General features: G+C 51.2%; 10 protein-coding genes and 1 pseudogene. 6 read left to right on the top strand and 5 right to left on the bottom strand.

Annotation, left to right across the window (positions count from 1 at the left end; translation table 11 throughout):
* The first annotated feature begins 58 nt into the window (after positions 1 to 58).
* Entirely contained in the window at positions 59 to 1,798 is a 1,740-nt protein-coding gene (locus HV311_RS10470; protein ID WP_016153367.1) for a potassium/proton antiporter, read from the top strand.
* On the opposite strand, the pseudogene HV311_RS28240 reads toward HV311_RS10470, so the two are convergent.
* The 3 genes and pseudogenes from HV311_RS28240 to HV311_RS10460 all read right to left on the bottom strand — a co-directional run.
* Positions 1,733 to 1,945, bottom strand: a pseudogene (locus HV311_RS28240) (hypothetical protein); the annotation flags it as partial. The gene HV311_RS10470 and the pseudogene HV311_RS28240 overlap by 66 nt on opposite strands.
* The gene (dadX, locus tag HV311_RS10465) at positions 1,906 to 2,976 is read right to left on the bottom strand and encodes a catabolic alanine racemase DadX (RefSeq protein ID WP_191221057.1); all 1,071 of its coding nucleotides are present in this window, start codon (positions 2,974 to 2,976) and stop codon (positions 1,906 to 1,908) included. The gene dadX and the pseudogene HV311_RS28240, both read right to left, overlap by 40 nt.
* A 12-nt stretch (positions 2,977 to 2,988) precedes the next feature.
* Positions 2,989 to 4,287, bottom strand: coding sequence for a D-amino acid dehydrogenase (locus HV311_RS10460; protein WP_046275019.1), 1,299 nt, complete (start codon positions 4,285 to 4,287; stop codon positions 2,989 to 2,991).
* Positions 4,288 to 4,609: 322 nt separating this feature from the next.
* Between HV311_RS10460 and HV311_RS10455 the strand changes: the two genes are divergently transcribed.
* On the top strand, positions 4,610 to 6,142 hold the full coding sequence (locus tag HV311_RS10455) for a SpoVR family protein (protein WP_191221056.1): 1,533 nt from the start codon (positions 4,610 to 4,612) through the stop codon (positions 6,140 to 6,142).
* 75 nt (positions 6,143 to 6,217) lie between these two features.
* Here the strand turns inward: HV311_RS10455 and fadR are convergent, their stop codons facing one another.
* On the bottom strand, positions 6,218 to 6,937 hold the full coding sequence (gene fadR, locus HV311_RS10450) for a fatty acid metabolism transcriptional regulator FadR (protein WP_016153370.1): 720 nt from the start codon (positions 6,935 to 6,937) through the stop codon (positions 6,218 to 6,220).
* A gap of 236 nt (positions 6,938 to 7,173) precedes the next feature.
* On the opposite strand from fadR, the gene nhaB reads away from it, so the two are divergent.
* The 3 genes from nhaB to HV311_RS10435 all read left to right on the top strand — a co-directional run bounded on the left by nhaB (position 7,174) and on the right by HV311_RS10435 (position 9,842).
* The gene (gene nhaB / locus HV311_RS10445; RefSeq protein ID WP_016156785.1) at positions 7,174 to 8,718 is read left to right on the top strand and encodes a Na(+)/H(+) antiporter NhaB; all 1,545 of its coding nucleotides are present in this window, start codon (positions 7,174 to 7,176) and stop codon (positions 8,716 to 8,718) included.
* Between the two features lie 141 nt (positions 8,719 to 8,859).
* A complete protein-coding gene (gene dsbB, locus HV311_RS10440) occupies positions 8,860 to 9,390 on the top strand; it encodes a disulfide bond formation protein DsbB (RefSeq protein ID WP_003844060.1) in 531 nt (176 codons plus the stop codon).
* A gap of 110 nt (positions 9,391 to 9,500) precedes the next feature.
* Entirely contained in the window at positions 9,501 to 9,842 is a 342-nt protein-coding gene (locus HV311_RS10435) for a DUF1971 domain-containing protein (protein ID WP_016153372.1), read from the top strand.
* 635 nt (positions 9,843 to 10,477) lie between these two features.
* On the opposite strand, the gene HV311_RS10430 is transcribed toward HV311_RS10435, so the two are convergent.
* Positions 10,478 to 11,458, bottom strand: coding sequence for an IS5-like element IS5 family transposase (locus HV311_RS10430; RefSeq protein WP_064349473.1), 981 nt, complete (start codon positions 11,456 to 11,458; stop codon positions 10,478 to 10,480).
* Positions 11,459 to 11,634: 176 nt separating this feature from the next.
* On the opposite strand from HV311_RS10430, the gene HV311_RS10425 reads away from it, so the two are divergent.
* Positions 11,635 to 12,618, top strand: a complete 984-nt coding sequence (locus HV311_RS10425; RefSeq protein ID WP_326928889.1) for an acyltransferase family protein — start codon at positions 11,635 to 11,637, stop codon at positions 12,616 to 12,618.
* The last annotated feature ends 33 nt before the right edge of the window (positions 12,619 to 12,651 follow it).

Raw genomic sequence — 12,651 nt, 5'->3', positions numbered from 1 at the left:
TCGTTATTATGTTAGGGTTTATAAATACGAAACAGCGTAATTCAGGAGTAACCGAACGTTGGATGCCGCAGCAATAATTAGCCTTTTTATTTTGGGTTCCGTACTCGTCACCTGCAGTATCTTACTCAGTTCATTCTCATCACGTCTTGGTATCCCTATTCTGGTGATATTTCTCGCTATCGGTATGTTAGCGGGAGTCGACGGCGTGGGCGGTATTCCTTTCGATAACTACCCTTTCGCCTATATGGTGAGTAACCTGGCGCTGGCGGTTATCCTGCTCGACGGCGGGATGCGCACCCAGGCCAGCTCATTTCGTGTCGCGTTAGGCCCGGCGCTGTCGCTGGCGACCGTCGGGGTGCTGATAACCTCCGGACTCACCGGCATGATGGCCGCGTGGCTGTTTCATCTGGATCTTATCGAAGGACTCCTGATTGGCGCGATTGTCGGTTCAACCGATGCCGCGGCGGTTTTTTCCCTGCTCGGCGGCAAGGGGCTTAACGAGCGTGTTGGCTCAACGCTGGAAATTGAATCCGGAAGTAATGACCCGATGGCGGTGTTTTTGACCATCACGCTTATCGCCATGATTCAAAATCACGAGACCGGTTTAAGCTGGATGTTTGCAGTGCATATTATCCAGCAATTCGGCTTAGGGATCATTCTGGGGCTCGGTGGTGGCTACCTGCTTCAGCAAATGATTAACCGCATTTCACTGCCTGCCGGGCTTTATCCGCTACTGGCCTTAAGCGGTGGGATCCTGATTTTTGCCCTGACCACTGCACTGGAAGGCAGCGGTATTCTGGCGGTCTATCTGTGTGGTTTCCTGCTGGGTAATCGCCCCATCCGCAACCGATTTGGCATTCTGCAAAACTTCGACGGTCTGGCATGGCTGGCGCAAATCGCCATGTTCCTGGTGCTGGGACTGCTGGTTACGCCGTCCGACCTGCTGCCTATCGCGATCCCTGCGCTGATTTTGTCTGCATGGATGATATTCATTGCCCGTCCGCTGTCGGTCTTCGCCGGACTGCTGCCGTTTCGTGGCTTCAATCTGCGCGAGCGCATTTTCATCAGTTGGGTGGGCCTGCGCGGTGCAGTCCCCATCATCCTCGCCGTGTTCCCAATGATGGCGGGTCTGGAGAATGCGCGTCTGTTCTTTAACGTCGCGTTCTTCGTGGTTCTGATCTCGCTGCTGTTTCAGGGAACGTCGCTTTCCTGGGCCGCCAAAAAAGCCAAAGTGGTGGTTCCTCCCGTCGGCTGGCCCGTTTCGCGCATTGGTCTGGATATTCATCCGGAAAACCCCTGGGAGCAGTTTGTTTATCAGCTCAGCGCGGATAAGTGGTGTGTAGGAGCCGCACTGCGCGACCTGCATATGCCGGAAGAGACGCGAATTGCCGCCCTGTTTCGTGACAACGTGCTGTTTCACCCATCCGGCAGTACGCGGCTGCGTGAAGGCGATGTTCTGTGCGTCATTGGCCGCGAGCGCGATCTCCCGGCTCTCGGCAAGCTGTTCAGCCAGTCGCCGCCGGTGTCGTTAGACCAGCGCTTCTTCGGTGATTTTATTCTCGAGGCCAGCGCAAAATACGCCGATGTGGCACTGATTTATGGCCTGGAAGATGGCACAGAGTATCGTGATAAACAGCAAACGCTGGGTGAAATTGTCCAGCATCTGCTTGGCGCCGCGCCGGTCGTCGGTGACCAGGTCGAATTTGCTGGCATGATCTGGACGGTTGCTGAGAAAGAAGATAATGCGGTGCTGAAGGTCGGTGTTCGCGTTGCTGAAGATGAGGATGAGGCGCGTTGATGCTTTTTGCCGGGCGGCGGCAGCGCCTTGCCCGGTCTGCGTTCTGCGTCGCAGAAACGGTGTAGCCGGATGAAACGCATCAGCGTCGACATCCGGCTTTAGATACGTTACACCGTCACAACCGGCACGCGCAGCGCCAGAGAACACATCAACTCGTAGCCCACCGTACCCGCTGCGCTGGCCACATCGTCAATTTTAATCTCTTTGCCCCACAGCTCTACCGGCGTCCCGATCCCCGCCTGCGGACACGGTGTCAGATCTACCGCCAGCATATCCATTGAGACCGTCCCCACCGTTGTAGTGCGTACGCCGTCCACCAGCACCGGCGTTCCGCTTGGCGCATGGCGCGGATAACCGTCTGCATACCCGGTCGCCACAATGCCAATACGCTGCTCGCCGCTGGCGGTATAGCGACCCCCGTAGCCCACCCGATCTCCAGCTTTCAGCGTCTGTATGCCGATTATCTCGCTGCTCAGGGTCATGACCGGTTTCAGGCCGGTATTGGCGATATCCCGCCACTGTCCCGAAGGTGATGCGCCATACAAAATAATGCCCGGGCGCACCCAGTCATAATGTGCTTCAGGGTGCCACAGTGTGGCGGCCGAATTGGACAGCGACCGTCTGCACTCCAGCCCTTCTGTCGCCTGTGCAATCCGCGCCATAGCTTCCTGAATACCTTTCGGGTGCTCCGCATCTGCAAAATGGGACATCAGCGTCATTTCACCGACGTTGGGCATTGCCCGCAGCTGTTGCCAGACCGTTGATACTCTTTCCGGTAAGAAACCCAGTCGGTTCATGCCGCTGTTCACCTTCAGGTAAACATCCAGCGGCGCGTTGAGGCGTGCATTCTGCAGCGCTTTTAATTGCCAGTTACTGTGTACACAGGTGGTTAGACGATATTTGTCATACACCATCAGGTCTTCGGCGTGGAAAAATCCCTCCAGCATGAGTATCGGGCCTTTCCACCCGCGCTCACGCAGGGTTATCGCTTCTTCAAGATTGAGCATGGCAAAACCGTCGGTTGTGCCCAGCGCATTCCAGACACGTTCAATGCCGTGTCCGTAGGCATTGGCTTTCACCACCGACCAGACGCGGGCGTCCGGCGCGGCCTGGCGGGTAATAGTCAGGTTTTGTTTCAACGCCTGCAGGTCAATGCTGGCCAGTATCGGGCGAGTCATCTCACGTCCTTATCAGTTATGTGCGCCATGTAAATGCCGTGGACGAGATGGGGTAAACCCCGGGCTGTAACGCGCCACGCTCAGATCATCGTAAGGAATGGCTGGTGTGCGGCCAGACAGAATGTCGCTCAGCAACTGACCCGAACCGCAGGCCATGGTCCAGCCCAGCGTGCCGTGGCCGGTATTAAGCAGTAGATTCTTAAAGCGCGTTCGCCCGATCACTGGCGTACCGTCCGGCGTCATCGGACGCAGCCCGGTCCAGAAGGTTGCCTGCTCCACATGCCCACCGCGTGGGAAGAGATCGCGGACGACCATCTCCAGCGTCTCACGACGGGGTTGCAGCAATTCCGTATTGAAGCCGACAATCTCCGCCATGCCGCCAACGCGAATACGGTTATCAAAGCGGGTAATGGCGATTTTGTAGGTTTCATCAAGGATCGTTGAAACCGGCGCGCCGTCATCTTGCGCCACCGGAATGGTCAATGAATAGCCTTTGAGCGGATAGACCGGAATATCAACGATCCCCTTCAGCATCGCCGTAGAGTACGAGCCGAATGCCATCACATAGGCATCGGCTTTGACTATCTCCTCGCCACACTGAACGCCATAAATCTGCTCACCATCGCTCAGCAGCTTATCGACCGGAGTATTAAAGCGAAATTTCACACCCGCCTGCTCCGCCATCAGCGCCAGACGCTGGGTAAACAGCTGGCAGTCACCCGTTTCGTCATTCGGTAAACGCAGACCGCCGGTCAGCTTGTGTGCCACTTCCGCCAGCGCCGGTTCAACTTCCGCCAGACGGCTTGCTTCCAGGAGCTGATACGGCACGCCGGCGTCTTCGAGGACGGCGATGTCGCGGGTCGCGTTCTCATACTGTTGAGCGGTACGGAACAGTTGCAACGTTCCGCCCTGGCGTCCTTCGTACTCGATACCGGTAGAGGCGCGTAGCGCTTTCAGGCAATCACGGCTGTATTCCGCCAGTCGCACCATCCGGCCCTTGTTTTCCATGTAATGGCTGGTGTCGCAGTTGCGTAGCATCTGCCACATCCATTTCAACTGGAACTGCGTCCCGTCGAGGCGAACGGCCAGCGGCGCATGGCGCTGAAACATCCATTTAATTGCTTTAAGCGGGACGCCTGGCGCCGCCCAGGGTGCTGCATAACCTGGAGAGATTTGCCCCGCGTTCGCCGCACTGGTTTCCAGTGCCGGACCGGGCTCACGATCAATGACGGTGACATCGTGTCCAGCCTGACTTAAGTACCAGGCGCTGGTCACGCCAACGACACCACTTCCCAGTATGACAACTCGCATAGCCACTCCGTTAACAGTAAAAGAACAATCATCTAATTACATCTTGATAACTCAGTTGAAAATATTATTCAACATATGGCTTTTTTATGGTGACTTATCTCACATATGGCGGTGATGGCGGGGAACTCCCTGCTTTGGTATCTCCTGCTGTGCGTTATTTTTATCCAGCATAAAATTTTGTGGCCATACCGTTTTTCGACGCCTCGCTAACAAGAAATCGCAAAGAAAAAATTTCAGCCGCAGCACGTTTTTTAACACCATGATCTATGCTTGAAATGAGGTACTCCAGACAGAGAGTGCCGCCAACAATGAGGGTGCGCGAATGGCTACGATTGATTCCATGAACAAGGACAGCACACGGTTAAGCGATGGACCCGACTGGACGTTTGATCTGCTGGATATCTATCTGGCGGAAATAGACCGCGTGGCGAAACTCTACAGACTGGATACCTACCCGCACCAAATCGAGGTGATCACCTCCGAACAAATGATGGACGCTTACTCCAGCGTCGGGATGCCAATCAACTATCCGCACTGGTCGTTTGGTAAAAAATTTATTGAAACCGAGCGTTTGTATAAGCATGGTCAGCAGGGGCTGGCCTATGAGATTGTTATCAACTCCAATCCGTGTATCGCGTATTTGATGGAGGAGAACACCATCACCATGCAGGCGTTGGTGATGGCGCATGCCTGCTACGGACATAACTCCTTCTTTAAAAACAACTATCTGTTCCGTAGCTGGACGGATACCAGCTCCATCGTCGATTACCTGATCTTCGCGCGAAACTATATTACCCAATGTGAAGAGCGTTACGGCGTGGATGAAGTCGAAAAACTCCTCGACTCCTGTCACGCGCTGATGAACTACGGCGTGGATCGTTACAAACGCCCGCAAAAAATCTCCCTACAGGAAGAGAAAGCCCGACAGAAAAGCCGTGAAGAGTATCTGCAAAGCCAGGTAAATATGTTGTGGCGTACGCTGCCGAAGAAAGAGGAAGAGAAAACCGTTGCGGAAGCCCGACGTTATCCTTCTGAACCGCAGGAGAATCTGCTGTATTTCATGGAGAAGAACGCCCCGCTGCTGGAATCCTGGCAACGTGAAGTGCTGCGCATTGTGCGCAAGGTCAGCCAGTATTTTTATCCGCAGAAGCAGACCCAGGTGATGAACGAAGGGTGGGCCACTTTCTGGCATTACACCATCCTTAATCACCTTTATGACGAAGGTAAAGTCACCGAACGGTTTATGCTGGAGTTTTTACATAGCCATACCAACGTGGTATTCCAGCCGCCGTACAACAGCCCGTGGTATAGCGGCATAAACCCCTATGCCCTGGGTTTTGCCATGTTCCAGGATATTAAACGAATTTGTCAGTCGCCTACCGAAGAGGACAAATACTGGTTCCCGGATATAGCGGGTTCTGACTGGCTGGAAACCCTGCATTTCGCGATGCGCGATTTCAAAGATGAGAGCTTTATCAGCCAGTTCCTGTCACCGAAGGTTATGCGTGATTTCCGTCTGTTCACCGTGCTGGATGACGATCGTCATAATTATCTGGAGATTTCCGCGATTCACAACGAGGAAGGATATCGTGAGATCCGCAACAGGCTGTCGTCGCAATATAACCTGAGCAACCTTGAGCCGAATATTCAAATCTGGAATGTCGATCTGCGCGGCGACCGCTCGCTCACCTTGCGCTATATTCCGCATAACCGCGCTCCGCTGGATAAAGGACGCAAAGAGGTGCTCAAGCATGTGCACCGGCTCTGGGGTTTTGACGTGATGCTGGAGCAGCAGAATGAAGACGGCAGTGTGGAACTGCTGGAGCGTTGTCCGCCGAGGATGAACGGTCTGTAAATCTTATTGCCGGATGGCGACGCGAAAACGTCTTATCCGGCCTACAATGCATTTCGTAGGCCGGATAAGCTGCGATTAGCGCCCCTGAATAGCTAAATCGCCCGGCAGGTTTTTCTGCATACGATGCCAAATCTCGCCGCTGTCGTGACCATAGCGACGCACCGTTTCATATACCTGCTCATGAGCACCCTGATCACAAAGTTCTGACAGCTTACGGTAAAAGCTCAGCGCCAGCGCGCGGGCTTCCGGATTGGCGAAATAATGGCGGCCAATGCGGGTATATAATCCCTTCATTCCATTGAGGATCAAACCGTAAATCGGATTGCCAGAGGCAAATGCCAGACCGCGGAAAATGTTATAGTCCAGATCGGCGAACGCATCAGCATGGTCGGCCACCTGATTTGCCGTTGCCAGAACCTCCTGCGCTTTATCAGGATGCTGGCGAAACGCGGTACGAACAAAGATCGTCGAGATGTTGGTACGCACGGACAGCAGATTATCAATAAGCTGCGGCACGCTCTCGTGATCGAGACGCGCCAGCGTTTCAAGGATATTTAGCCCGGAGGTTTCCCAGAAGTTATTCACCTTCGTCGGCTTGCCGTGTTGAATGGTCAACCAGCCGTCCCGCGCCAGACGCTGTAATACCTCGCGTAACGTGGTACGTGTCACTCCAATCAGTTCAGAGAGTTCACGTTCAGCAGGCAAAATAGTGCCAGGTGGGAAGCGGTTATTCCAGATACTTTCAATGATGTACTCTTCCGCGAACCCAGCCGGGCTTTGCGCCTTAATGACCATAGTGATAATTCCATTACACAGCAAAACATAGTTACAGTTATCATACCAGACGGGCTACATGGCTGATAGCTGACGCAATGAAGAAAAAGTGGATCAAGGCTTCATTTTCCAGATTACGCTGAAGCACAGCCAGCCTTGTCCGTCGCGTGAATAGCTTGCCTGTACTCCCTCCTCCCGCTAAGCTTTGCGGTCAAACATAAAAACATGATTTCATTTTTAAAGGTAGGGAAATCACCATGGAGCTATCATGGGGCCGCGCTATGTGGCGCAATTTTTTAGGTCAATCACCTGACTGGTACAAACTTGCACTACTCGTTTTCTTAGTCGTTAACCCGGTTATATTTTTCATCAATCCCTTTATTGCGGGCTGGTTGTTGGTGGCCGAGTTCATTTTTACGCTGGCGATGGCGTTAAAATGTTACCCGCTGCTACCAGGCGGGCTGCTAGCCATCGAGGCGGTCATCATCGGCATGACCAGTGCCACACATGTGCGTGAAGAGGTTGCCGCTAACCTTGAGGTGCTATTGCTGCTGATGTTTATGGTGGCTGGCATCTACTTTATGAAGCAGTTGCTGCTGTTTATTTTCACCCGCCTACTGCTTACGATTCGCTCCAAGATGCTGCTGTCGCTGGCATTTTGCGTTGCCGCCGCCTTCCTTTCCGCATTCCTGGATGCGCTGACCGTCGTTGCCGTGGTAATCAGCGTAGCGGTTGGTTTTTATGGTATCTACCATCGTTTCGCCTCTTCCCGCACGGAAGACAACAATATGCTCGATGATAGCCATATCGATCAGCACAATAAGGTCGTACTGGAGCAGTTCCGTGGTTTTCTGCGCAGCCTGATGATGCATGCGGGTGTCGGTACGGCGTTAGGCGGCGTAATGACTATGGTCGGCGAACCACAAAACCTGATTATCGCCAAAGCGGCTGGTTGGCATTTTGGTGACTTTTTCCTGCGCATGTCGCCGGTCACCGTCCCGGTGCTGATTTGCGGCCTGTTAACCTGCATGCTGGTTGAGAAATTGCGCTGGTTTGGCTATGGCGAAACGCTGCCGGAGACCGTCCGCGATGTCCTGCAACAGTTTGACGATCAAAGCCGTCAGCAGCGTACTCGTCAGGAAAAAATCAAACTGATTGTCCAGGCGATTATCGGTATCTGGCTGGTGGTTGCCCTGGCCCTGCATCTGGCGGAAGTCGGATTAATAGGTCTGTCCGTCATTATCCTGGCCACGTCGTTGACCGGCGTTACTGACGAACACGCGATTGGTAAAGCGTTTACCGAGTCGCTGCCTTTCACCGCCCTGCTGACCGTGTTCTTCTCTATCGTTGCGGTGATTATCGATCAACAGCTCTTTTCACCGATTATTCAGTTTGTTTTGCAGTCCTCTGAACATGCTCAACTGACGCTGTTCTATCTCTTTAACGGTCTGCTGTCTTCTATCTCTGATAATGTGTTTGTCGGCACCATTTACATTAACGAAGCCAAAGCCGCGTTGGAACATGGGACCATCAGCCTTAACCAATTTGAGCTGTTAGCGGTGGCGATCAATACCGGGACTAACCTGCCTTCCGTTGCTACGCCAAACGGCCAGGCGGCATTCCTGTTCCTGCTGACCTCAGCGCTGGCACCCTTGATTCGACTCTCTTATGGCCGCATGGTGTGGATGGCTCTGCCTTATACTCTCGTCCTGACGCTGGTTGGTCTGATATGCGTCGAGTTCACGCTTGTTCCGGTGACTGAGTGGATGACCCAAGCGGGCTGGTTAGCTACACTTTCATAACAATTTACCGGGCAAATCACTGCCCGGTTTGACTTTTTGCATGATAATTATCCGATTACTCAAATTTTCAATTCCTGCTAGTGGCGCATAAATTGAATTGGTTTAAACTGCGCTCTCTACGCATGTTGCAGGGAAATTATTATGTTGCGATTTTTAAACCAGTGCTCCCGAGGTCGTGGTGCATGGTTATTGTTGGCGTTAACCGCCTTTGCGCTGGAGCTTGTCGCGCTGTGGTTCCAGCACGTCATGCTGCTAAAACCTTGCGTGTTGTGTATTTACGAACGTAGCGCATTATTTGGCGTGATGGGCGCGGGGCTGGTGGGGGCTATCGCACCAAAAACGCCGCTGCGCTATGTGGCGATGATTATCTGGATTTACAGTGCCTGGCGCGGGCTGCAGTTAGCGTATGAGCACACCATGATTCAGTTGCACCCATCACCGTTTATGACCTGTGATTTTGCCGCACGCTTCCCGAGCTGGCTGCCGCTGGACAAATGGCTGCCGCAGGTGTTTTTAGCATCCGGTGACTGTGCTGAACGCCAGTGGTCTTTTTTAACCCTGGAAATGCCACAGTGGCTGTTGGGGATCTTCGCCGCTTACCTGGTGGTCGCCGTGCTGGTAGTCATAGCACAGCCGTTTAAACCGAAAAAACGTGACCTCTTCGGTCGCTAACAGAGACGCTCCTTCGGGAGCGTTTTTTTTGCCTTAAATTCATTGCCTGCTGGCATCTATAAGATGTATATTAAATGCATCTTATAGATGCCACACCAAGGAGATGTCTGATGTCCCATTTACGCATCCCGGCAAACTGGAAAGTAAAACGCTCTACTCCCTTCTTTACCAAAGACAACGTCCCGGCAGCACTTCTTTCTCACCATAACACCGCAGCAGGCGTGTTTGGACAGCTCTGCGTGATGGAAGGTACGGTAACGTATTATGGCTTTGCCAATGAAGACGCAAAAGAACCTGAAGTGAAAGTGGTTATTAATGCCGGTCAGTTCGCGACCAGCCCACCGCAGTACTGGCATCGCGTTGAATTAAGCGACGATGCGCAATTCAACATTAACTTCTGGGTGGAAGATGACAACCACTCCGATGAGATGTATCAGGCGAAAAAGTCTTAACCCTTAACGCCTGCTAATCGATGGGCGGCTCAGTCCGCCCATGAAGGTTTGTTCAGGATAGGCGGCACTATTAAATTATTGTGCGTCGAAGTGAACCGAAAGCAGTCATAAAGCAGAGTGTTAGCGCAAGACGAATCACCACCTTCAGAGGTTTTGAGTTGTTTTGCGCTAATTTTTTGCCCCACCCATGCCCCATTTTCGAAAACATGCAAAGCCTTGCAAACCGATGCAAAGTTTTGTGTGTCCCACTTTTGTCTCACATCACAGATCATCCGTCGCACTCACCAGATCGCTTATGGTTGGTGATACATATCACATTACTCTGATCAAGATCATAATTTATGATAATCTAAACTTCATTTTCTTAATCAACCCCATCCACAGTGCTAATATTGATTTCTCACAATGGTTTGCAATCATCACAAATTTGAGCATTTTTTACACAATTAACGGAATGATAAGTAATGGGATTTTTGAGGTTATTTCTAGGGAAGGTGCGAATAAGCGGGGAAATTCTTCTCGGCTGACTCAGTCATTTCATTTCTTCATGTTTGAGCCGATTTTTTCTCCCGTAAATGCCTTGAATCAGCCTATTTAGACCGTTTCTTCGCCATTTAAGGCGTTATCCCCAGTTTTTAGTGAGATCTCTCCCACTGACGTATCATTTGGTCCGCCCGAAACAGGTTGGCCAGCGTGAATAACATCGCCAGTTGGTTATCGTTTTTCAGCAACCCCTTGTATCTGGCTTTCACGAAGCCGAACTGTCGCTTGATGATGCGAAATGGGTGCTCCACCCTGGCACGGATGCTGGCTTTCATGTATTCGATGTTGATGGCCGTTTTGTTCTTGCGTGGATGCTGTTTCAAGGTTCTTACCTTGCCGGGGCGCTCGGCGATCAGCCAGTCCACATCCACCTCGGCCAGCTCCTCGCGCTGTGGCGCCCCTTGGTAGCCGGCATCGGCTGAGACAAATTGCTCCTCTCCATGCAGCAGATTACCCAGCTGATTGAGGTCATGCTCGTTGGCCGCGGTGGTGACTAGGCTGTGGGTCAGGCCACTCTTGGCATCGACACCAATGTGGGCCTTCATGCCAAAGTGCCACTGATTGCCTTTCTTGGTCTGATGCATCTCCGGATCGCGTTGCTGCTCTTTGTTCTTGGTCGAGCTGGGTGCCTCAATGATGGTGGCATCGACCAAGGTGCCTTGAGTCATCATGACGCCTGCTTCGGCCAGCCAGCGATTGATGGTCTTGAACAATTGGCGGGCCAGTTGATGCTGCTCCAGCAGGTGGCGGAAATTCATGATGGTGGTGCGGTCAGGCAAGGCGCTATCCAGGGATAACCGGGCAAACCGACGCATGGAGGCGATTTCGTACAGAGCATCTTCCATCGCGCCATCGCTCAGGTTGTACCAATGCTGCATGCAGTGAATGCGTAGCATGGTTTCCAGCGGATAAGGTCGCCGGCCATTACCAGCCTTGGGGTAAAACGGCTCGATGACTTCCACCATGTTTTGCCATGGCAGAATCTGCTCCATACGGGACAAGAAAATCTCTTTTCTGGTCTGACGGCGCTTACTGCTGAATTCACTGTCGGCGAAGGTAAGTTGATGACTCATGATGAACCCTGTTCCATGGCTCCAGATGACAAACATGATCTCATATCAGGGACTTGTTCGCACCTTCCCTAGCATTGTCAGTAATTTCAGGGCATGCAAAATCTACTGTTTTTGGATTTATGGGGATAGGTGCATGGTACGCAGTAAACCTGTTTTTTATCATCTCAGGTTTTTACATGGCAATGGTACTGAATGAGAAATACAAAGATACTCCAGTAGTAACATTCTACAAAAGCCGTGCGTTAAGACTATACCCGACATATTTTGTTGGGATATTGTTATCTCTTATTATTTCAGGCGGCTTTTATTATGATGTTTTTATGTCTCTGACGGATAAATCAAAGATATATTTCTTGCTTCAAAACTTATTTATCTTTGGTCAAGATGCAGCTTATCTTATTTGTGCGCCAATGGTATCTGGGGCGTGCCAAAATCCCGTGTCAATGACAATAAACCCTCCTGCATGGTCCTTGAGTGTTGAACTAATTTTTTACATCGTAGCTCCATTTATAGTTAAATCACCAAAAAGAACATTCATATACTTCGCTGTTGGCGTTATTTACTTATTAATTCTTAATAAGCTCACTTACCCAATCACGTCAGCAAGCCATTTCAGTATCGCACAAAGTGCTTCATTCTTTTATTACTGGTACCCATCTTCATTTGTATTTTTTGCTATGGGAGCTTTTGGCTATCAGTTCAGTAAGGGGATGGTAAATAATTACTATATATTGGCTATAATTTCATTCGCGGCAGCATCATATACAGTAACAATAATGCCATTGTGGCAAATGGCAGCAATTGGTCTCGCTATTCCTGTGCTTTTTTCGATGACCAGAAAAAACAAAATTGACAGAATGATAGGTGAAATGTCGTTCCCTGCATATATCTTACACTTTCCAATTTTAGCCTTTTTCGAAAAGCATAAAGAGTATTTAAATGGATTATTCAATCACATATCCATTGGTACTGTTGTTTCTATATGTAGCTGCCTGCTGGGGTTGGCATTATATATGACTATGGAAAAGAAAATTGACAAATTCAGACATGAAGAGCTTACCGGTGAGCATGGTTCTGTGGTTTCTCAATTATCAAAATATTTTGCTGTCCCAGTGATATTTATCCTTCCGTTTGGTGTTCTAGCATACATACTTTTGTAGCGTAAAATGGAGGGGGATCCCTCAGGGGGGCTC

The organism is Citrobacter sp. RHBSTW-00881 (assembly GCF_013728515.1).
Taxonomy (GTDB): Bacteria; Pseudomonadota; Gammaproteobacteria; order Enterobacterales; family Enterobacteriaceae; genus Citrobacter; species Citrobacter braakii.
The sequence above is the reverse complement of the archived record's forward strand: the minus strand, read 5'-3'. Positions and strand labels throughout refer to the sequence as shown.